Below are 21,929 nucleotides of genomic sequence, written 5' to 3'. Positions count from 1 at the left end.
TAAGCAAAAATTAGATATCATCCAAAGTTTATTACATTTTTAAAGAAAGGAATTATTGTGCCTACCATAAATCAATTGGTTAGAAAAGAGCGCAAAAAAGTTTTAGAAAAATCTAAATCTCCAGCGCTTAAAAATTGTCCACAAAGAAGGGGAGTTTGCACTAGGGTTTATACTACAACACCTAAAAAGCCAAACTCAGCGTTAAGAAAAGTTGCCAAAGTAAGACTTACTAGTGGCTTTGAAGTGATCAGTTATATCGGCGGTGAAGGTCATAACTTGCAAGAACACAGCATTGTTTTAGTGCGTGGTGGTAGGGTAAAAGACTTACCAGGGGTTAAATATCACATCGTTCGTGGTGCTCTTGATACAGCAGGTGTTGCAAAAAGAACAGTTTCTCGTTCTAAATATGGTGCTAAACGCCCTAAAGCAGGCGCTGCAAAATAATCATTCATACAGACAAATCCGTTAGATTTGATTTTGTTTGAGTAAAATTTAAAATTTGAAGGAAAAATAATGAGAAGAAGAAAAGCTCCGGTAAGAGAAGTCTTGCCTGATCCGATTTATGGTAATAAAGTAATCACAAAATTTATTAATTCTTTAATGTATGATGGCAAAAAAAGCACAGCTACAACAATTATGTATGGTGCTTTGGAAGCTATTGATAAAAAAGGTGGCGAGAAAAAAGGTATTGATATTTTTAATGATGCGATTGAAAATATCAAGCCTTTATTAGAAGTGAAATCTCGTCGTGTAGGTGGCGCAACCTATCAAGTTCCAGTAGAAGTTCGCCCTGCTAGACAACAAGCTTTGGCGATTCGTTGGATTATTTCTTTTGCAAGAAAAAGAAGTGAAAGAACTATGATTGATAAACTTGCAGCTGAGCTTTTAGATGCTGCTAATAGCAAAGGTGCTTCATTTAAGAAGAAAGAAGATACTTATAAAATGGCTGAAGCAAATAAAGCATTTGCTCACTATCGTTGGTAAGAAGGAGTGTGTATGTCAAGAAGTACTCCTTTGAAAAAAGTTAGAAATATCGGTATTGCTGCTCACATCGATGCGGGTAAAACGACTACATCTGAAAGAATTCTTTTCTTTACAGGTATGAGTCATAAAATCGGTGAAGTTCATGATGGTGCTGCAACTATGGACTGGATGGAACAAGAGAAAGAGCGTGGGATTACTATCACTTCTGCGGCTACAACTTGTTTTTGGAAAGACTATCAAATCAACCTTATTGACACTCCAGGCCACGTTGATTTTACAATTGAAGTTGAAAGATCTATGCGTGTTCTTGATGGTGCTGTTGCGGTATTTTGTTCAGTGGGTGGGGTGCAACCTCAAAGTGAAACAGTTTGGAGACAAGCAAATAAATACGGTGTTCCAAGAATAGTATTTGTAAACAAAATGGATAGAATCGGTGCAAATTTTTACAATGTAGAAGATCAAATTCGTAACCGTTTAAAAGCTAATCCAGTTCCACTTCAAATTCCAATTGGTGCTGAGGATAATTTTAAAGGCGTAATCGATCTTGTAACTATGAAAGCTTTAGTTTGGGAAGATGATACTAAGCCAACTGATTATGTAGAAAAAGAAATTCCAGCTGAACTTAAAGAAAAGGCAGAAGAATATCGCACAAAAATGATAGAAGCAGTTTCTGAAACTTCAGATGAGTTGATGGAAAAATATTTAGGCGGAGAAGAATTAAGCCTTGAAGAGATTAAAACAGGGATTAAAGCAGGATGTTTAAGTCTTTCTATCGTTCCTATGCTTTGCGGTACAGCGTTTAAAAATAAAGGGGTTCAACCTTTACTTGATGCTGTTGTGGCTTATTTACCAGCTCCTGATGAAGTGGCAAATATCAAGGGTGAATATGAAGATGGCACAGAAGTTTCTGTAAAATCAACTGATGATGGCGAGTTTGCAGGGCTTGCATTTAAAATCATGACAGATCCATTTGTAGGACAACTTACTTTCGTACGTGTTTATCGTGGTTGTTTGGAAAGTGGTTCTTATGCTTATAACTCAACTAAAGATAAAAAAGAGAGAATTGGTCGTTTGTTAAAAATGCACTCTAACAAAAGAGAAGAGATTAAAGTGCTTTACGCAGGCGAAATTGGTGCTGTTGTAGGACTTAAAGATACTTTAACAGGGGATACTCTTGCAAGTGAAAAAGATAAGGTAATCCTTGAAAGAATGGATTTTCCAGATCCAGTTATTTCTGTTGCAGTTGAGCCAAAAACTAAAGCTGATCAAGAAAAAATGTCTATTGCTTTAAATAAATTAGCACAAGAAGATCCAAGTTTTAGAGTTTCTACAGATGAAGAAAGTGGCCAAACTATCATTTCAGGTATGGGTGAGTTACACCTTGAAATTATCGTTGATAGAATGCTTCGTGAATTTAAAGTTGAAGCTGAAGTAGGTCAACCACAAGTTGCTTATCGCGAAACTATTAGAAAAACTGTTGAACAAGAATACAAATACGCTAAACAATCAGGTGGACGTGGTCAGTATGGACATGTATTCTTACGCCTTGAACCACTTGAGCCAGGTAGTGGATATGAATTTGTTAATGATATCAAAGGTGGGGTAATTCCAAAAGAATACATTCCTGCAGTTGATAAAGGTGTTCAAGAAGCATTACAAAATGGTGTTTTAGCAGGTTATCCTGTGGAAGATGTTAAAGTAACTGTTTATGATGGAAGTTATCACGAGGTGGATTCATCTGAGATGGCGTTTAAGCTTGCTGCTTCTATGGGCTTTAAAGAAGGCGCTAGAAAAGCAGGTGCTGTAATCTTAGAGCCTATGATGAAAGTTGAAGTAGAAACTCCTGAAGATTATATGGGTGATGTTATTGGCGATCTTAACAAACGCCGCGGTCAAGTAAATAGCATGGATGAGCGTGGCGGAAATAAAATCATTACAGCATTTTGTCCTTTGGCTGAAATGTTTGGTTATTCTACTGATCTTAGAAGTCAAACTCAAGGTCGTGCGACTTATTCTATGGAATTTGATCACTATGATGAAGTTCCTAAAAATGTTGCGGATGAAATCATCAAAAAAAGAAACGGTTAAATTGTTAGCGGGATTTTTCCCGCTTTCTGTCCTCGTAGCTCAGCAGGATAGAGCGCAAAATTCCTAATTTTGAGGCCGTGAGTTCGAATCTCGCCGTGGACACCATTTTATGAGGTGTTATTATGATAAAAATTGCTTTTTTTATAACTTTTGTAATTTCTTTTTTGGTAGCACAAAGCCCAGTAAATTTTAAAGAAGATAATAATATAACAAAAGAACAAAATATATTTAAAGAACAACCTCCAAAACGCATTAAAATTCCAACGCATTAAAATATATATGTCAGATTTGATTACGCTAGCACAATTATCACAAGGGTATCGTTACAATAGTGATTCTTTAATTTTAGCTGATTTTATTTTAAAACAAGGAATTAAAGGCGCTGTTTTTGATGTAGGTGCAGGCTGTGGTATCATAGGTATTTTACTTAAAAAAAATATTGCAAATTTAAGTTTATCTTTGATTGATATTCAAAAAGAAAATATAAAATTGATTGAAAAAAATTTAAAATCCAACCAAATACAAGGCGATATTTTTCATGATGATTTCAATCAATTTCAAAGCATAAAAAAATTTGACTTCATAGTTTGCAATCCTCCATTTTATAGACAAGGAGCTTACAAGAGTGAAGATCAGCATAAAGCTATAAGTAAATTTCAGGAATTTTTACCCTTGCATAGCTTTTTAACTAAAGCAAATTCTATGCTTAAGCCAAATGGTACTTTGTATTTTTGCTATGAAGCTTTAGCTTTAGATGAAATTTGTTTTATTTTAAAAGATATGAAAATAAAAATAACAAAGCTTTGCTTTGTACATACACATCAAAACAAAAAGGCAAGACTTGTTTTGATACAGGTAAAAAAAGGTTCAAAATCGCCTTGTGAGATTTTACCTCCTTTTTTTGTATATGAAAATGAAATTTTAAGCAAACAAATGCAAGAAATTCACTTAAGATTTAGGTTAAAAAGTTATGATATTTGATAAAAATTTTTCTTATGCTTTTGATGAAAATGCTTGTGAGAAATGCGGTGGAAAGTGTTGTACTGGAGAAAGTGGCAATATTTTTGCAAGCAAGGAAGAATTAGAAGCATTAAGAAAGCATTTAAATTTAGAAAGCAAAGAATTTGCTGAAAAATACTTGAGAAAAGTGGGCTTTAAAATGAGTTTTAAGGAAGTCGAATTTGAAGATGGCTTTGCTTGCATTTTTTTTGATACTCAAAAAAGAAATTGCAGTATCTACGATTTTCGTCCAAAACAATGCAGAACTTTTCCATTTTGGGGATATTTTAAAACACATCAAAAGGAATTAGAAAAAGAATGTATAGGTATTTGTTATTTGTCTTAGCAGCCTTTTTTTTGGTAGCTTGTGGAAGTTCAAAAATCAATGTTGTTTATCCTGATTATACAAAATATAAAAGCAATGATTTTGATTTAAGGGTTATGAAGGCTTATAATTATGAGTATTATAAACAATACAAAAAAGCCAGAGATGAATTTTTAAGTCTTTATCAAGATTATAATAATACTAATTTTTTAGAAAATGCATTTTTGCTTACTTTAGCAAACAGTCTTGACAGGCAAGCAGAGTTAAATAATCTAGCAAAGTCTTATTTAAATCAAAATGACAATCTTAAGCGACTTAGTGCTCTTTATGCTTTAAATTCAAATGATATCAATAATGCTCAAAAACTTATGAAAGAGCTTTTAACAAAAAAAGATAGCGATCCTAGAAATTTAGAGCTTTATGGTGATATTTTGGTTAAAAAAAATGATTTAAAAAATGCCACAAAGTACTATAGATCTGCTTACAATCAAGTGCAAAATGAAGAAATTTTATTTAAACTCATAGGAATTTATGCGATTTTAAATGATACTTTAAATATTAAAAATGTTTTAGAATTTTCAAGAAAAACCAATGGTTGCACTCTCAAAACTTGCGTTTTGCTTGCTAAAATTTATTTTGATGAAAAAAATATCGAAGCTTTAAAAAGTATATATAAAGAGCTTTATCAACTTACCAAAAATAAAAGTTTTGCATTGGCTTTGGTTGAGCTTTTAAATTCTCAAGGCAAAACAGAAGAAGCTTTAAAAATTTCTTTGAAGTATGATTTAGATGATGATATTAAACTTGCTTTGTATCAGAATTTAAAACGCTTTGATGATGCTAAAAAAATGAGTTTAGCTCTTTATCATAAAACAAAAAATAAAGAATATCTTCTACGAGCGGCAGTTTTTGAATTTGAAGCTGCAAATGAAGCTAAAAAAATCACTCCAAAAGTTATTGATTCTGTAAAAGAAAAATTCAAACAGGCTATCGATAAAGATAGCAATGCTTTGTATTTAAACTACTATGGATATTTGCTCATAGATTACGATTTAGATGTTAAAAAAGGCATGCAGCTTGTGAAACTTGCCTTAGAAAAAGATCCACAGAATTTATATTATTTAGATTCTTTAGCTTGGGGGTATTATAAACTAGGCAATTGTAAGCAAGCATGGGAGATCTTAAAGCAAACATTAGATGATAAAGAATTTGCAAATTCTGATGAGAGCAAAGCTCATATAAAAGCGATAAAGGCGTGTATAAAACCATGATATTGGATAAAATTTTTGAAAAAACAAAAGAAGATTTAAAAGAACGCAAACTAAAACTTCCTTATGATATGTTAGGGCGTTCTTTAGCTTCAAATCCTTTCTTTCCAAAAGATGTGATTAAGGCTTTAAAAAGAGTAGAAAAAGAAGTTAAAATCATAGCAGAAGTAAAAAAAGCAAGCCCTAGCAAGGGAGTCATTAGAGAAGACTTTGATCCTTTGAGTATCGCTTTAAATTATGAGAAAAACAAAGCTACGGCGATTTCTGTTTTGACTGAGCCACATTTTTTTAAAGGTTCTTTAGAATACTTAAGTCTTATACGCCGTTATACGCAAATTCCTTTACTTAGAAAAGATTTTATCTTTGATGAGTATCAAATTTTAGAAGCTTTGGTTTATGGGGCAGATTTTGTATTGTTAATCGCTAAAATGCTAAGCATGAAAGAGCTTAAAAAACTGCTTGAGTTTGCAAGACATTTAGGTCTTGAGGCTTTGGTTGAGATCCATGATAAAGAGGATTTGAGTAAGGCAATTTTTGCTGGAGCGGATATTATCGGTATTAATCATCGTAATTTAGAGGATTTTACTATGGATATGAGTTTGTGCGAAAAGCTTATCCCACAAATCCCAAATTCAAAAATCATCATCGCAGAAAGTGGTTTAGAAAATAAAGAATTTTTAGAGCATTTACAAAATTTAGGCGTTGACGCTTTTTTAATCGGCGAATATTTTATGCGTGAGGAAGATGAAGGAAAGGCTTTAAAAGCTTTGCTTTAAGGAGGGAAAATGCAATATTTGTATGCACCATGGCGGAGTGAGTATTTTGAAAAAGAAAAAACTGTTTGTCCATTTTGTGATTGTACTAATAAGATCAAAAGTGATAAAGAATTAGGTGTGATTTTTAGAGCAAAGCATTGTTTTGGAGTGATGAACCGCTATCCTTATTCTGCGGGGCATTTTATGGTGATTCCTTATGTACATGAAGAGCATATAGAAAATTTAAGCGATGAAATTTGGCAAGAAATGAGCCATTTTGTGCGTTTGGGGGTAAAAATTTTAAAAGAGCAAATCCATGCAAATGGGGTCAATATCGGTATGAATTTAAGCAAAGATGCAGGAGCTGGCATAGCTTTTCATTGTCATTATCATCTAGTGCCACGCTGGGCAGGAGATACAAATTTTATCACAACCATAGGAGAAACTAGGGTTTGTGGCACTAATATCGAGCAAGTTTATCAAAAACTTGTTTTGGCTTTTAAAAATGCTCAGTGAAGTTGAATTTACAGAATTTCAAAAAGAAAATTTCTCTCTTTTAATCGATGCAAGAAGCCCTAGAGAATTTTTGCATTCTCATTTGATAGGAGCTTTAAATTTTTATGCACTCAATGATGAAGAATATCAAGAAATAGGAACAATTTATAAGAAGAATCAAGCTTTAGCCAAGGCTAGGGGTGCGAGTTATATTTGCCAAAATACCGCTAAACATATATTAGAAATCACCCAAAATTTTCGCATAGGAGAAAAGGTGGGGATTTATTGTTCTCGTGGGGGTTTGCGTTCAAAATCTATCGCAGTGATTTTAAGTGAGCTTGGTTTTAGAGTGGTGCGTTTAAAAGGTGGCTTTAAAGCTTATAGAACTTTTGTAACGCGTTATTTTGAAAATGAAATAAATTTTGATTTTTTTGCTCTTTGCGGCAATACAGGATGTGGAAAAACAGAGCTTTTAGAACAACTCCCACAAGCTATAAATTTAGAAAAAATGGCAAATCATTTAGGCTCGTCTTTTGGTGATATTTTAGGAAAACAACCTACGCAAAAAGCTTTTGAAGCAAAACTTTTTCACAATATGCAAAATTTAGAAAATTTTGCTTTCATAGAAAGTGAAAGTCGCAAAATAGGGGATATCATCTTACCTTTGAAATTTTATGAAAAAATGCAAAAGGCTTTTAAAATTTATTGTTTTTGTTCTTTGGAAAATCGCGTTAAAAGAATACAAAAAATTTATCAAGAAAAAATGACTCCTTTAAAATTTCAACAATGCGTGCAAAAAATCAGCCCTTATATCAGCTTAAATTTACGCCAAGATTTGCTTCAAAGTTATGAGAAAAAAGAATGGCAAAAGCTTATTGCTATGCTTTTGGAGTATTATGATAAAACTTATAAAAAACCAGATAAGATTGATCTTGAGTTAAATACCGATGATATTTTTAAAGCTAAAGAAGAGCTTTTAGATCATTTTAAAGTGTAATTGCTTTTTTAATATTAGATAATTTTATTAAATAATCAAATTTTTCTTCATCATCTTGTAATAATCCTTTTTTATCTTTGTTGTTTTTTAGTTTAGCCCAAATTTTTATTTTAATGCTAGTAAATTTGAATTATAGAGAAGTAAAATATTTTTTAAATCCCTATTTATAGTAATTTAAAATAAAAAAATAAATTTTTATAAAAAAATATATAAAATATTTCTTAAATTTATATTTTTTAAATCATTTTAAATATAATTATCTTGTAATTATATTTTGTAAGCAAGGGTAGGTAAGCGAATGCGGTAAATTCAAGTTTTATTGTATTGTGTACTTTGCTAGTTTTGCTTATGACTCCAGCTTTGGCAATATTTTATTTGGGTATGGTAAGAAGTAAAAATACATTCAATACCATAATGAATTGCTTTATTGTTTTTAGTGTCATTACTTTACAATGGGTAGTGCTTGGATTTAGCCTTTCTTTTGGTAAAGATGAAGGACTTTGGCTTGTAGGAAATTTCGAGAATTTTCTCTTAAAGGGTATTAGCGGATACAATGCTTCAGGTGTTCTAAATATTCTTTTTGTGATTTTTTAAATGATGTTTGCACTTATTGCATCTGACATCATAACAGGCTCTTTGGTAGGAAGAAATAAACTGGGTGTTTTGGTGATATTTTTGCTTTTTTGGAGTACTTTATTTTATGATGTGTTAGTGCATATGATTCGGAGTAGCGAGGGGTTTTTGCTTAAAAGAGGAAGTCTTGATTTTACTGGGGATGGTGTTGTGCATATTGGCTCTGGGGTTGCTGGACTTGTAGGAGCTTTGATGGTGGGTGCTGGAAAAAGCGATGATGAGGATAAAAACGCGCATTCTATTCTTATGCTTTCTTAGGTGCGATTTTGCTTTTTATAGGATGGCTGGGTTTTAATGCTGGAAGCGTTGGTGAAATGAATGGTAATACTATCAATGCTTTTATAGTTAAGTATTATATCAGCAGCTTGTGGCTTTTTATCTTAGGTAGTGCTTGAGTGGCTCATCCATAAAAACTGACTATTTTAGGTGGACTTAGCGGGCTTGTAGGGATTACTCCAGCTTGCGGTTATGTAGATATTTATGCTTCTCTTGTTATAGGAGCTTTGTCTTTCTGTATTTTGTTATTTTGGTTTGAGTTTTATTAAATACAAACTCAAATGGGATGATTCTTTAGATACTTTTTCTTTACACGGAATCGGAGGTGTTTGGGGAGGAATTGCTACAGGGCTTTTTGCAAGTGCTAAAGTAAATCCTAATGTGATTGCTTAAAATGCGCTTGGCGAGATTTTTTATCAGTGGAAGTTTAGAGCTTTTAAAAGAGCAAATTCTTGCTATTATGATTTGTATGTTTTTCAGCTCTCATAAGCTTTATTATTTTTAAGATCATTTCTTATTTTGTAGACTTAAGAGCGAAAGAAGAAGTAGAACAAAAAGGCTTAGATGTGAGTTTGCGCGGAGAAAAAGCTTATACTTTGGCTTAGTCAACTAAATTTTTACCAAAAAGTCCTTGTTAATCTTTAAAAAAATGATAGACAAGGGTCTCAAATTCATTCTTGGTTAAGATCAGATAAATATTTTAAAATAAATTCCATAAATTCATCACTATCATTAGGACAACTTATTAAATCATAATCACATTTTGCTAAATGTTTATACTCCATACCTAGTTCAAAAATCGTTTCAGAACAATCAATGCAAAAAGAAATAGGATAAATCAAAGCTTTATCGTTTAAATTTGCCAAAATATCGCTTGTATTTGGTTCAAGCCATTTTACAGGGCCTAGTTTGGACTGATAAGCTAAAATAAATTCATCAAAATGATCTTTTAATTTTTCTTTTAAAATTTCTACATGATTATTTACATGCTTTTCGTATAAATCACCCTTATCAATAATGCTTTGTGGTAAAGAATGCGCTGAAAAAATCAAAATTTTGGCATCAAATTTACTTTTTTTATCCAAAATGTGCGAAACTATCATCTCATTATAAAGCTCATTTTTGTAAAAAATATCTATAGTTTTTACTTTTGCTTGAATTTTTTGCTTTGAAATTTCATTTTGCAGAACTTCTAAAGATGAAGTTACTGTGGTGCAAGAATGGTGCGGATAAAGTGGAAAAAGAATAATTTCATCATTTTCATTTAAAGTGTATTTTTGCAAAATTTCTGTGGCAAAAGGAGGCACATAAAGATTTACAAAATCAAATTTAAATTCATCTTGTTTTAAATTAAGTTTATTACACAGGCTTTGAGTAAGTTCGTTTAAAGGGGATTTTCCACCCATTTTTCTATAGTTTTCTTGCATGGCTTTAACGCGAGCCTTTGTTATGATCCATGCTACAAATTTTCTTAAAAATCGATTTTTGATTCCTAAAATATAAGGATCATTAAACATATTTTTTAAAAAAACTTCACAATCTTGTAAATTTGTAGCTCCGCCCATATTTAAAAATAAAACTAATTTCACGCAAACCTTTCTAAAATTTCTTGAACTTTGTAAGCATCGCTCGTGCTGGCTAGATGATTGGGTTGATTATCGATAAGTTTTAACAAAGCTTCGTGTTCTGAAAAAAGTGGACTTTGTTGAGTAAGTTCTATAAAATTTCCATCTTTTAATAAAGAAAAATCATTTAAATTGGCTTCATAAAAATGATTTTTAGTAATAAGATGAATTTTTCTTAGTTTTTGTGTGCTATTCCAACTTTGATGTATGCTAGCAATACATTTTTCAAGCCCACATAGAATAATGCTTTCACTTTCTCTTGTTTGATCTTGGGTGTATTTTTTAAGCAAATTGGTTTTTGTTATTTCTTGTTTGCTTAAAAAACAAAGCAAATCAAGATCATGCACAGCCAAATCTTGCAAAATTCCTACATCGCCGATTCTTTGCGGGTAGGGTGAAAATCTTTGTATGTTAATGCTGATAATTTCTTCATTTTCAAGCTCTTTTTTTAGGGCTAAAACCGCAGGATTAAATCTTTCACAAAAACCTACGCCTACTTTTACGCTGTATTCTTTAGCTAAATTTGAAATTTCGTCTATTTCTTTTAAATTTAGAGCTAAAGGCTTTTCGATTAAAACGCATTTGCATTGTTTAAAAATTTTTTTTGCTATTGCTAAATGTGAATTTGTAGGTGTTGCTATGATGATAATATCATTATTTTGATTTAAAAATTTATCCAAATCATCATAAAAAATATCATCAAAAATATTTAGATTTGGATTTTTGCAAAGATCAAAAAGTGCATTAAGTTTAAAATGAGAATTTTTACTAAGTTCATTTAAGTGGTTTTGCCCCATTTTTCCAAGGCCTATGATACCTATTTTCATGGAATTAATCTTTAAAAATACAAATAACTTGCTCTTGCTCTTCTTCACTTAAAAAAGGTGAAAAAGGCAAAGATAAGATGTGTTTGCTTGCATATTCTGAATTTTTAAGTTCTAAATTTGAAAACTCACTAAAGCAAGGTTGTTTATGCAAAGGGGTTGGATAGTGTATAGCATAAGGTATATTAGTTTTTTCGAATTTTTGCAATACACTAGCTCTATCTTCAACTAAAACGCTGTATTGCGCATAAGCGCTAAAAGCATTTGGATCAATTTGTGGAATTTGGCAGTTTTTTAAATTTGCATTATAAGTTTGTGCTAATTTTTGTCTTTTGTCTAATTCTTTTTCTAGGTATTTTAACTTAACATTTAAAATCGCCGCTTGCAAGGTGTCAAGGCGTCCATTTATACCTATAAATTCATGTTTATAACGCTGAGTTTGTCCGTGATTGAGTAAAATTCTTATTTTTTTAGCAATTTCATCATCATGGCAAAAAATAGCCCCACCATCGCCATAAGCTCCCAAAGGTTTTGAAGGAAAAAAGCTTGTGCATGAAATTTTAGCTATAGAGCAGGATTTTTCTCCTTTGAAACTTGCACCAAAACTTTGTGCACCATCTTCGATCAAAGTGATATTTTTATCTTTTAAAATTTCTTCTAAAGCCCTTAAATCACTCATTTGTCCAAACATACTTACTGCTATAACAGCTTTAGTTTTTGGGGTTATTGCTTTTTGCACTGCTTCAAAATCAAGATTGTAATTTGATAAATTTATATCTACAAAAACAGGTTTTGCGCCTGTTAAGGCCACAACTTCAGCTGTTGCTATGAAAGTAAAACTAGGCACTATAACTTCATCATCTTTGCCAATATCTAAGGCTCTTAAGGCAAGATATAAAGCACTGGTTCCACTTGAACAACCTATAGCGTGTTTAACACCTAAAAAATGAGCTAAATTTTGCTCAAATTCGTTAAGCTTTGCACCGCCTATAAAAGAAGAGCTTGATAAAACACTTTCAATTTCAGTATTGATTTCATCTTTGTATGCGAGATATTGGGCTTGAAGATTGATAAAATTCATAAAAAACCTTAGAGAAATAAAATTAAATAAAAATGTTTATTGTATTTTAGTTTTACTTAATTTAAAGTAATTTTGGTATGATATGTTTTTATAAAAATTTCTTTAGGAAAATTCATGGATATTAGAAAAGCTTATTTGGATTTTTTTGCATCAAAAGGACATGAGATAACCCCGTCAAGTCCTTTAGTTCCTGATGATGCAACTTTACTTTTTACTAATGCGGGTATGGTGCCTTTTAAAAGTATATTTACAGGAGAAATTCCACGCCCAAACCCTCCACGCAAAACAAGCTGTCAAACTTGTATAAGAGCAGGTGGAAAACACAATGACTTAGATAATGTAGGATATACCGCACGCCATCATACTTTTTTTGAAATGCTTGGAAATTTTAGCTTTGGAGATTATTTTAAAGAACAAGCCATAGCTTATGCTTGGGAATTTGTAACTGAAGTTTTAAAACTACCTAAAGATAGACTTTATGTAACCGTGCATGAAAACGATGATGAAGCTTTTAATCTATGGCAAAAACACATCCAAAAAGAAAGAATTTACAAATTTGGCGATAAAGATAATTTCTGGCAAATGGGCGATACTGGTCCTTGTGGTCCTTGTAGTGAGATTTTTTATGACCAAGGACAAGAGCATTTTAACTCAAGCGAAGATTATATGGGTGGAGATGGAGATAGATTTTTAGAAATCTGGAATCTTGTTTTTATGCAATACGAAAGAAGCGCTGATGGAGTGCTTAGCTCACTGCCAAAACCAAGTATTGATACAGGAATGGGGCTTGAAAGGGTAACAGCGATTAAAGAAGGTAAATTTAGTAATTTTGATAGCTCGCTTTTTATGCCAATCATCAATGAAATTTCAAAACTTTGTAATAAAACTTATGTTTATGAAAGTGGAGCAAGTTTTAGAGTAATAGCCGATCATATAAGATCAAGTGTATTTTTACTTGCGCAAGGGGTAAGTTTTGACAAAGAAGGCAGAGGCTATGTTTTGCGTCGTATTTTGCGTCGTGCTTTAAGGCATGGATATTTGCTAGGTTTTAAACAAGCTTTTATGTATAAACTAGTTGATGTTGTATGCGATTTAATGGGTGGACATTATACCTATCTTAATGAGAAAAAAGACTTTATAAAAGAACAAATTCGCCTTGAAGAGGAAAGATTTTTAAGCACTATAGAAAATGGAATTGAAATTTTTAATGAAGAGCTTAAAAACACCAAAGAAATTTTTAGCGGAGAAGTAGCCTTTAAGCTTTATGATACTTATGGTTTTCCGCTTGATTTAACGGCTGATATGCTAAGGGAAAAAAACCTCAAAGTTGATGAAGAAAAATTTGAACTTTTAATGAATGAGCAAAAAGCACGCGCTAAGGCTTCTTGGAAAGGAAGTGGAGATAAAACTGCAAGCGGAGATTTTAAAAACTTGCTTGAAAAATTTGGAGAAAATCATTTCATAGGTTATGAAAAAGCAGAATGCGAAAGTAAAATTTTAGCCCTTTTAGATGAAGATTTTAAAGAAGTTTCTACCCTTAAAGATGCGGGTTGGGTGATGCTTGAAAACACACCTTTTTATGCGACAAGTGGGGGGCAAAGTGCTGATAGTGGGTTTATAGCTAAGTGTGAAGTTTTAGATACGCAAAAGTTTTTTAATCTCAATCTTAGCTTTGTAAAAGCAGGTGAAGAACTAAAAGTTGGCGATACGGTTCATGCAAAAATCGATACAGAAAAAAGAGAGCAAATCGCACGCCACCACTCAGCTACTCATCTTTTGCACCATGCTTTAAGAGAAATTTTAGGTTCTCATGTAAGCCAAGCAGGATCTTTGGTTGAAAGCAATAAACTAAGATTTGATTTTACTCATCATAAAGCTTTAAGCAAAGAAGAGCTAGAAAGCATTGAAAAAAGAGTGAATGAAATGATTATAAACTCAAGTGAAGCTATATTAGAAAATATGCCTTTAGAAGAAGCTAAAAAAAGCGGTGCCATAGCATTGTTTAATGAAAAATATCAAGGCAATGTGCGTGTTTTAACTCTAGGTGAAAGCAAGGAACTTTGCGGAGGAACTCATGTTAAAAATACTGCTCAAATAGGAAGTTTTTACATAGTTAAAGAAAGTGGTGTGAGTGCTGGGGTTAGACGCATTGAAGCTGTGGTTTCTAAAGCGGCTTTAGAATTTGTAAAAAATCAACTTGAAGAACTTTCTAAAGCAAAAAATGAGCTTAAAAATAATGATATTTTAAGCGGGATTAAGAAACTTAAAAATGAAATTTTAAGTTTAAAAAATGAGCTTAAAAACTCAAGTAAAACCGAGCTTGATTCTAAAAATATCCAAGGTGTTGAAATTTGCGTAAAGCGTATAGATAATGGCGATATTAAAGCTATGATTGATGATTTTAAAAACAAATTTGCTAAAGCGGTGATTTTACTTATCCAAGTAAAAGATGAAAAAATCACTTTAGCAGCTGGTGTTAAAGATGCGCCTTTAAAAGCAGGAGCTTTAGTTAAAGAAGCGGCGCAAATTTTAGGTGGAAATGGTGGCGGAAGAGATGATTTTGCTACTGCAGGTGGAAAAGATTTAAACAAAATTGATGAAGCTTTAAAACAAAGCTTAGAAACGATAGAAAAAGCACTTTAATGTTAATTCTTGCTTCAAGTTCCATTTCAAGGGTTAACTTGCTTAAAACCGCAAAGATTGATTTTAGGCAAGTTAGTTTTGATTATGATGAAAATTTAAATAAAAATATTTCACCTTTTTTATATGTTCAAAAAATAGTTCTTGAAAAAGAAAGACAATTTTTAAGTACTTTAGGCAAAGATTTTCAAAACCAAAATTTGCTTTTTGCAGATAGTATAGTTTGTATAGATGAAAAAATTCTTACCAAAGCAAAGGATAAAAAAGAAGCTTATGAAATGCTTGCCTTGCAAAATGGAAAGTATGCAAGTATTTTATCGGCTTTTTTGCTTGTAAAACCTGAAAAAAGAGTTTTTTCTCTTTCAAAAACTACGCTTTATTTTAAAAATTTTGATGAAAATGCTTTAAGAGATTATGTAGAAAATGATCTTTATAAAGGCAAGGCGGGTTGTATTATGTGTGAGGGTTTTCATCAAAATTTCATCACCCAACAAGTAGGAAATCTAAGCACTGCTTTAGGGCTTGATATCCAAACTTTAAAGGCTTATTTATGAAAATATTAAAATATATTTTTTCATTTTTTACTCTTTTGTTTATAGCTGGATTTATTTATGTGGCTTATCTTTTCACAAGTGCTGATACTGAGGGTTATACTTTTAAAGAATACAAACCTCCTCTTACAACACAAATTTACGATAGAAATGGCAAGCTCGTGGCTAATATTTTTGAACAACATCGTTTTTACGCTCCTTATGAAGAGCTTCCTCCACGCCTTATAGAAGCTTTGGTTGCTATAGAAGATACAAGCTTTTTTGAACATAATGGAGTTAATATCGATGCCATTTTTAGAGCTGCTGTAAAAATCATAAAAAGCGGTGGAAAAACCATGGAAGGAGCTTCCACTCTTACCCAGCAATTTATTAAAAACACGGAATTAACCCCTGAAAGAACTATTACACGTAAAATTCGCGAAGCTTTGCTTGCCTATAAAATGGAAACCATTTTAACTAAAGAGCAAATTTTAGAAAGATATTTAAATTTTATCTTTTTTGGACATGGGTATTATGGAGTAAAAACCGCAGCTTTGGGGTATTTTCATAAAAATTTAAATGAATTAAGCCTTAAAGAGATTGCTATGCTAGTAGGTATGCCAAAAGCACCTAGCAGTTATGATCCTACAAAGCATTTAGATCTTTCCATTTCAAGAGCAAATAATGTTATTTCAAGAATGTATAATCTAGGTTGGATTTCAAAAGCAGATTATGATACGGCCATCAAAGAAATTCCGCAAGTTTATGATGATACGCTTACTCAAAATACTGCTCCTTATGTCGTAGATGAAGTGATTAAACAATTAAGCCCTAATATCAAAGACTTAAAAACAGGTGGATATAAAATCATTTTAAATATAGACTTAGATGTTCAAAATATGGCGCAGAATGCTTTGAAATTTGGTTATGATGAGATAGTAAAACGCGATAAAGATGCAAATTTAAGCACTTTAAACGGAGCCATGGTCGTGGTAAATCATCAAAGTGGTGATGTTTTAGCTTTGGTAGGTGGGGTTGATTATGAAAAAAGTAATTATAACCGTGCTACTCAAAGTATGCGTCAACCTGGAAGCTCTTTTAAACCTTTTGTGTATCAAGTGGCGATTAATTTAGGATATTCGCCTATGAGTGAAATTGCTGATATTTCTAGAATTTTTGAAGGTGGAGCGGGTAATAATGAGGATTGGAAACCTAAAAATGAAGGGGGTAAATTTTTAGGTTTAATTACCTTAAAAGAAGCTTTAACAAGATCAAGAAATTTAGCTACCATTAATCTCGCACTTGATATGGGGCTTGATGTTCTTTACTCTAAACTAATGGAATTTGGATTTAAAGATATACCGCCTAATTTATCAATCGTATTGGGAAGTTTTGGTATTTCTCCTTTGGAGTATTCGAAATTTTATACCATGTTTGGGAACTATGGTATAATTAAAGATCCTCAAATTATCAGACAAGTTCAGGATAAAACCGGTAAAACCATCATGGAATTTAACTCAAATGAGCGTAAAGTCAGCAATGAAGCGCAAAGTTTTCTGGTTTTAGATATGATGAGAAATGTTGTTGAAAAAGGCACAGGGCGTAATGCAAGAGTAAAAGATATAGAAATAGCAGGAAAAACAGGAACAACGAATAAAAGTGTTGATGCTTGGTTTTGTGGACTTACGCCTGAAATAGAAGCAATCATTTGGTATGGAAATGATAACAACAAGCCTATGCGTTATACAGAAGGTGGTGCTAGAACGGCTGCTCCTGTGTTTAGAGAATTTTTAACTCAATATATAGAAAAATTCCCTGATACAACTAGAAAATTTAGCATTCCTAATGGAGTTTATCGTGGAAATTACAAAGGAGAAAGTGCTTATTATACCACCAAATCACCATTACCAAAAGCAAATATGAAATTTAATGAAAGTGAGATTATATTTTGAAAGTAGTTCCTTTCTACTTTCAAAATGATTAAGCTTTTTTGATGATTATTTCATCATCTTTTGCATCAATGATAATGCTATCATTTTCATGAAGTTCATCAGCAAGTATCATATCGCTTAATTTATCTTCTATAAGATCATAAATAGCTCTTCTTAAAGGTCTAGCACCAAAATCAGGATCAAAACCATCTTTAGCGATTAAAAGGGCTGCATTTTCGCTTAAACTTGCTTTTATCCCCTTGTTTTCTAAGCTCATTTGTAAATCTTTAAATAAAAGCTTGACTATTTCATAAGCTTCATCTTTTCCAAGTGGATTAAAGGTGATAATATCATCTAAGCGGTTTAAAAACTCAGGTTTAAAGAAATTTTTTAACTCATTTTTTACCGCATCTTCTTGTTCTTTTCCACTTAAATTCATAATAGCACTTGAGGCGATATTAGAAGTTAAAATGATAATGGTATTTTTAAAATCCACTGTTACACCTTTGCTATCGGTTGCTCTACCATCATCTAAAATTCCTAAAAGCACATTAAATACATCTTTATGCGCTTTTTCAACTTCATCAAACAAAAGCACGCTATAAGGTTTTCTTCGTACAGCTTCAGTAAGCTCTCCACCTTCTTCATGCCCTATGTATCCTGGAGGCGCACCTAAGAGTCTTGAAACACTATGTTTTTCCATAAATTCACTCATATCAAAGCGAATCATTGCTTTTTCATCATCAAATAAAAATTTCGCCAAAGCTTTAGCTGATTGTGTTTTTCCTACCCCTGTTGGCCCTAAAAATAAAAAGCTTCCTATAGGTTTATTGTCCGCATTAAGTCCTGCTTTGTTGCGTTTAATGGCTCTAGCTAAAGCACTTAAGGCCTTATCTTGTCCTATGACACTTTCTTTTAAATGTTTTTCCACTTCTAAGAATTTTTGTTTTTCAGAGGTTAGCATTTTTTGCACGCTAATACCTGTCCATTTGCTTAAAATTCCAGCAACCAAATCCTCATCTACTTGATTTTTAAGTAAAACTCCATTTTCGCTCATTTTTTTCCATTTATCTTCTAAAATTTCTACTTCTTTTTCAAGACTTGGAATTTTTCCATATTCTAGCTCGGCTGCTTTTTGAAATTCACCTCTAGCTTTAGCTAAAGAAGCTTCATTTTTAAGTAGATCAATTTCTTTTTTCTTAGTGCTTATATCATCAAAAACACTTTTTTCATTTTCAAACTGTGAATTTAGGGCATTTTGTTTTTCTTTTAAATTAGCTAGTTCTTTTGTGATTTCATCGAGTCTTTTTTGATTTTTCTCATCATTTTCCATTTTTAAAGCTTCATTTTCAACTTCTAAAGTTTCTATATCTTTGCGTACTTTTCTTAAAGAACTTGGTTCGCTTTCAATTTGCATTTTCAGTTCAGCTGCAGCTTCATCGATTAAATCAATAGCCTTATCAGGTAAAAAACGATCTGCTATATAACGCTTTGAAAGTTTAGCCGCGGCTACTAAAGCACTATCATTTATGGTTACATTATGATGAATTTCAAGCTTTTCTTTTATACCCCTTAACATAGCCAAAGCCTCATTAACACTTGGCTCACCTACATTTACAGGCTGAAAACGGCGCTGCAAGGCTGCATCTTTTTCAAAATATTTACGATATTCTTTTAAAGTAGTTGCGCCTATGGTATGGAGTTCACCTCTTGCAAGAGCGGGTTTTAAAATATTTGCCGCATCCATACTGCCTTCACTCGCTCCAGCACCTACTATAGTGTGAATTTCATCGATAAAAAGAATGATATTTTCACTTTTTATCACTTCATTAACCACAGCTTTTAATCTATCTTCAAATTCTCCTCTGTATTTTGCGCCTGCAATTAAAGCACTCATATCAAGAGCGATGACTTTTTTATTTTGTAAAGATTTTGGAACATCTTTTTTGATAATTCTTTGCGCTAAAGCTTCTACTATAGCTGTTTTTCCTACACCTGGTTCACCTAAAAGTATAGGGTTATTTTTGGTTTTACGTATTAAAATTTGCATCAAGCGTTCGATTTCTTCTTCTCTACCTATAACAGGATCAAGTTTACCCTCACTTGCTTTTAAGGTTAAATCTATACCAAATTTATTTAAGCTATCTAAGGTTTCATCGCTTGTTTTGCTATCTATTTTGCGTCCTGCCCTTAGACTTTCAAGCTCTTTTTGAAATTCTCTTAAATCTAAAAATTGCGCTAAAATTTCTTTAATAGGACTTTTTTGACTTTCACTTATAAGCCAAGTATCCACACTTAAATAACTATCTCCATTAGCACTCATCAATCCTTTAGCATTTTCTAATGAATTTATAAGTTCATTGGAAAAGCGTATATTTTCACGGTTTACATTTGAACTCATTGCAAGTTTTGAAATTCTGCTTTTAATTTCAAGCTCTAAGGCTTCTTTAGAAATATTTAATTTATTTAAAATTTGATTTAAAATACTTGTACTATCTACGCTTAAAGCCCATAAAAGGTGCAAAGATACGACTTCGGTATTTTTAGAATGTATAGCTAAAGATGCTGCACTTTCAAGGTTTGAAAGCATATTATCAGTTAAAAAATCTTGTATATTTGCCATGTTTTATCCTTTATTTGGTTTATATACTTGGCATTATATAACTTTAGTCATATAATGTCAAGTTAATTGAGTAAAATTTTTTAAATAATAGGACAAATGACTAATTTTAGATTATTTCATAAACATATCTATAGCCTTGTTTAATTCTTCTATGCTTTGAATATCATTTTCTTCTATAGCATGTACCATACAATGAGCTAAATGTTCTTTTAAAACTACTTTTGCGGTATTGTTAACTTCGGCTTTTACGGCAGCAAGCTGGATTAAAATTTCACTACAGTCTTTGTCATTTTCAACCATTCTTTTAATAGCACTTAAATGCCCTATAGTTCTACTTAGACGATTGCAAACTGCTTTAAGATGTTTTTGAGAATGTGTATGAGTATGTTTTTCTTGGCACATTGTATTAACTTTCTTTTTGGAATTTTTAGTCTATTTTAACATATTTTTAAGAATTTAAATTTATTTACGAAGTTTTAAGTAATTTTTATTAAAATTTACTCTTTAAACTAAAACTCAATAATGGAGCTTATTTTGAAAACAAAACGATTTTTTGCAGGTCTTGCAGGCTTTGCCACTACTTTTATTTTATGTCTATTTTTAACGAGTCATTTACAAGCTAAAGTTGATCAAAAAGAAGAGCAGGTTCAAAAACGCCTAGAAGCTTTAGATAAGCTTACAAAAACTCTTGCCATAGTAGAGCAATATTATGTGGATGATCAAAATATCAGCGATTTGGTGGATAAATCTTTATCAGGACTTTTAAGCAATCTTGATGCGCATTCTTCTTTTTTAAATGAAAAAGATTTTAATGATATGAAAATTCAAACCAATGGTGAATTTGGTGGCCTTGGTATAACCGTAGGTATGAAAGATGGTGCTTTAACAGTTGTTTCTCCTATAGAAGGAACACCAGCAGATAAAGCAGGGATAAAATCAGGAGATATTATTTTAAAAATTAATGATGAGGCCACTTTGGGAATTAATCTCAATGATGCTGTGGATAAAATGCGTGGTAAGCCAAAAACTCAAATCACTTTAACCATCTTTAGAAAAGGTGCAACAAAACCTTTTGATGTTACGCTTACAAGAGAAATTATTAAGATAGAAAGTGTTTATACAAAAATGATAGAAAATGAAAACATTCTTTATCTTAGAGTTACAAATTTTGATAAAAATGTTGTAGATGTGGCAAGTAAAGAACTTAAAAAATATCCTAATGTTAAAGGGGTTATTTTAGATCTTAGAAATAATCCTGGTGGACTTTTAAATCAAGCTATAGGACTTGTAAATTTATTTGTAGATAAAGGTGTTATTGTTTCTCAAAAAGGACGCATCGCAAGTGAAAATCAAGAATATAAAGCCGATCCTAAAAACAAAATTTCTAATGCTTCTTTGGTTGTGCTTGTAAATGGTGGAAGTGCTAGTGCAAGTGAAATCGTAAGTGGAGCTTTGCAAGATCTTAAACGCGGTGTTATTGTGGGTGAAAATACTTTTGGAAAAGGTAGTGTTCAACAAATCATACCTATTAATAAAACTGAAGCTTTAAGGCTTACTATTGCAAGATATTATCTTCCAAGCGGCCGTACTATTCAAGCAGTGGGTGTAAAACCTGATATTGAAGTTTTTCCAGGTAAAGTAAATACTCAAGAAGATGGTTTTTCTATAAAAGAAAGCGACTTAAAACAACATTTAGAAAGTGAGCTTGAAAAAATAGATAAAAATAAAAAAGAAGATAAACAAGAAAATAAAGACAATAAAAATCTAATCAGTCAAAAACAAATCAATGATGACGCACAGTTAAAATCAGCTATTGATACTATTAAAATTTTAAATATCAAACAAGGACAATAAA

Annotated in this window: 21 protein-coding genes, 1 tRNA gene and 2 pseudogenes; 19 read left to right on the top strand and 5 right to left on the bottom strand. The window is 31.9% G+C overall.

The genetic code is table 11. The features are described 5' to 3' along the window. Nucleotides 1-57 precede the first annotated feature (57 nt). The 15 genes and pseudogenes from rpsL (at nt 58) to AJN60_RS10170 (ending at nt 9,425) form a co-directional block, all read left to right on the top strand. Nucleotides 58-444, top strand: a complete 387-nt coding sequence (rpsL, locus tag AJN60_RS08055; RefSeq protein WP_002782934.1) for a 30S ribosomal protein S12 — start codon at nt 58-60, stop codon at nt 442-444. Nucleotides 445-513: 69 nt separating this feature from the next. Further along, nucleotides 514-984 carry a 30S ribosomal protein S7 gene (gene rpsG, locus AJN60_RS08050; RefSeq protein ID WP_002779471.1) on the top strand — a complete coding sequence of 157 codons (471 nt, stop codon included), beginning with the start codon at nt 514-516 and terminating at the stop codon, nt 982-984. A 12-nt stretch (nt 985-996) separates the two neighbouring features. Continuing rightward, nucleotides 997-3,072: an elongation factor G gene (gene fusA / locus AJN60_RS08045; RefSeq protein WP_070286226.1), complete on the top strand. Its 2,076-nt coding sequence runs from the start codon at nt 997-999 to the stop codon at nt 3,070-3,072. Between the two features lie 28 nt (nt 3,073-3,100). Further along, a tRNA-Arg gene (locus AJN60_RS08040) sits at nt 3,101-3,177 on the top strand. Between the two features lie 17 nt (nt 3,178-3,194). Beyond that, a complete protein-coding gene (locus AJN60_RS08035; RefSeq protein ID WP_004306029.1) occupies nt 3,195-3,344 on the top strand; it encodes a hypothetical protein in 150 nt (49 codons plus the stop codon). 7 nt (nt 3,345-3,351) lie between these two features. Then, a complete protein-coding gene (locus AJN60_RS08030; protein ID WP_002861225.1) occupies nt 3,352-4,053 on the top strand; it encodes a tRNA1(Val) (adenine(37)-N6)-methyltransferase in 702 nt (233 codons plus the stop codon). Continuing rightward, nucleotides 4,043-4,417 carry a YkgJ family cysteine cluster protein gene (locus AJN60_RS08025; RefSeq protein WP_070286225.1) on the top strand — a complete coding sequence of 125 codons (375 nt, stop codon included), beginning with the start codon at nt 4,043-4,045 and terminating at the stop codon, nt 4,415-4,417. Before AJN60_RS08030 ends, AJN60_RS08025 begins: the two co-directional genes overlap by 11 nt. Further along, entirely contained in the window at nt 4,390-5,667 is a 1,278-nt protein-coding gene (locus AJN60_RS08020) for a tetratricopeptide repeat protein (RefSeq protein WP_070286224.1), read from the top strand. Before AJN60_RS08025 ends, AJN60_RS08020 begins: the two co-directional genes overlap by 28 nt. Next, nucleotides 5,664-6,440, top strand: coding sequence for an indole-3-glycerol phosphate synthase TrpC (gene trpC / locus AJN60_RS08015; RefSeq protein WP_002868783.1), 777 nt, complete (start codon nt 5,664-5,666; stop codon nt 6,438-6,440). Before AJN60_RS08020 ends, trpC begins: the two co-directional genes overlap by 4 nt. Nucleotides 6,441-6,449: 9 nt before the next feature. Next, nucleotides 6,450-6,935 (top strand): HIT family protein, encoded by a 486-nt coding sequence (locus AJN60_RS08010; RefSeq protein ID WP_002861229.1) that lies wholly within the window; start codon nt 6,450-6,452, stop codon nt 6,933-6,935. Then, nucleotides 6,925-7,911 (top strand): tRNA 2-selenouridine(34) synthase MnmH, encoded by a 987-nt coding sequence (gene mnmH, locus AJN60_RS08005; RefSeq protein ID WP_070286244.1) that lies wholly within the window; start codon nt 6,925-6,927, stop codon nt 7,909-7,911. The genes AJN60_RS08010 and mnmH overlap by 11 nt, the downstream gene beginning before the upstream one ends. A gap of 348 nt (nt 7,912-8,259) precedes the next feature. Then, a pseudogene (locus tag AJN60_RS10185) lies at nt 8,260-8,802 on the top strand (ammonium transporter). An 8-nt stretch (nt 8,803-8,810) separates the two neighbouring features. Beyond that, a pseudogene (locus tag AJN60_RS10180) lies at nt 8,811-9,089 on the top strand (hypothetical protein). Continuing rightward, nucleotides 9,076-9,213 (top strand): ammonium transporter, encoded by a 138-nt coding sequence (locus AJN60_RS10175; RefSeq protein WP_002861234.1) that lies wholly within the window; start codon nt 9,076-9,078, stop codon nt 9,211-9,213. The pseudogene AJN60_RS10180 and the gene AJN60_RS10175 overlap by 14 nt, the downstream one beginning before the upstream one ends. A 92-nt stretch (nt 9,214-9,305) precedes the next feature. Beyond that, nucleotides 9,306-9,425 carry an ammonium transporter gene (locus tag AJN60_RS10170; RefSeq protein ID WP_126224537.1) on the top strand — a complete coding sequence of 40 codons (120 nt, stop codon included), beginning with the start codon at nt 9,306-9,308 and terminating at the stop codon, nt 9,423-9,425. A gap of 66 nt (nt 9,426-9,491) precedes the next feature. Here AJN60_RS10170 and hemH read toward each other — a convergent pair whose 3' ends face one another. The 3 genes from hemH to AJN60_RS07975 are packed head-to-tail and all read right to left on the bottom strand — an operon-like array spanning nt 9,492 to nt 12,350. Further along, nucleotides 9,492-10,409, bottom strand: coding sequence for a ferrochelatase (gene hemH, locus AJN60_RS07985; protein WP_002861236.1), 918 nt, complete (start codon nt 10,407-10,409; stop codon nt 9,492-9,494). Next, nucleotides 10,406-11,272 (bottom strand): Gfo/Idh/MocA family protein, encoded by an 867-nt coding sequence (locus tag AJN60_RS07980; protein WP_002861237.1) that lies wholly within the window; start codon nt 11,270-11,272, stop codon nt 10,406-10,408. The genes hemH and AJN60_RS07980 overlap by 4 nt, the downstream gene beginning before the upstream one ends. A 4-nt stretch (nt 11,273-11,276) precedes the next feature. After that, nucleotides 11,277-12,350, bottom strand: coding sequence for a DegT/DnrJ/EryC1/StrS family aminotransferase (locus tag AJN60_RS07975; RefSeq protein ID WP_044779940.1), 1,074 nt, complete (start codon nt 12,348-12,350; stop codon nt 11,277-11,279). 114 nt (nt 12,351-12,464) lie between these two features. Here AJN60_RS07975 and alaS point away from each other — a divergent pair, with 114 nt between their 5' ends. Genes alaS through AJN60_RS07960 form a run of 3 tightly spaced genes read left to right on the top strand, consistent with a single transcriptional unit; the run spans nt 12,465 to nt 17,472 of the window. Further along, nucleotides 12,465-14,993 carry an alanine--tRNA ligase gene (alaS, locus tag AJN60_RS07970; RefSeq protein WP_044779939.1) on the top strand — a complete coding sequence of 843 codons (2,529 nt, stop codon included), beginning with the start codon at nt 12,465-12,467 and terminating at the stop codon, nt 14,991-14,993. Then, a complete protein-coding gene (gene maf / locus AJN60_RS07965) occupies nt 14,993-15,544 on the top strand; it encodes a septum formation inhibitor Maf (RefSeq protein ID WP_070286223.1) in 552 nt (183 codons plus the stop codon). The genes alaS and maf overlap by 1 nt, the downstream gene beginning before the upstream one ends. Further along, nucleotides 15,541-17,472: a penicillin-binding protein 1A gene (locus AJN60_RS07960; RefSeq protein WP_070286222.1), complete on the top strand. Its 1,932-nt coding sequence runs from the start codon at nt 15,541-15,543 to the stop codon at nt 17,470-17,472. Before maf ends, AJN60_RS07960 begins: the two co-directional genes overlap by 4 nt. 28 nt (nt 17,473-17,500) lie before the next feature. On the opposite strand, the gene AJN60_RS07955 is transcribed toward AJN60_RS07960, so the two are convergent. After that, on the bottom strand, nt 17,501-20,074 hold the full coding sequence (locus AJN60_RS07955; protein WP_070286221.1) for an ATP-dependent Clp protease ATP-binding subunit: 2,574 nt from the start codon (nt 20,072-20,074) through the stop codon (nt 17,501-17,503). A 111-nt stretch (nt 20,075-20,185) separates the two neighbouring features. Then, on the bottom strand, nt 20,186-20,476 hold the full coding sequence (locus tag AJN60_RS07950; RefSeq protein ID WP_002859054.1) for a metal-sensing transcriptional repressor: 291 nt from the start codon (nt 20,474-20,476) through the stop codon (nt 20,186-20,188). A gap of 117 nt (nt 20,477-20,593) precedes the next feature. On the opposite strand from AJN60_RS07950, the gene AJN60_RS07945 reads away from it, so the two are divergent. Then, nucleotides 20,594-21,928, top strand: a complete 1,335-nt coding sequence (locus tag AJN60_RS07945; RefSeq protein ID WP_074487233.1) for a S41 family peptidase — start codon at nt 20,594-20,596, stop codon at nt 21,926-21,928. The last annotated feature ends 1 nt before the right edge of the window (nt 21,929 follow it).

Origin of the sequence: Campylobacter sp. BCW_4323 (assembly GCF_001763115.1) — a bacterium.
GTDB classification, from domain to species: domain Bacteria; phylum Campylobacterota; class Campylobacteria; order Campylobacterales; family Campylobacteraceae; genus Campylobacter_D; species Campylobacter_D jejuni.
Note: the sequence above shows the minus strand (reverse complement) of the source record. Positions and strands in the feature narration are given on the sequence as shown.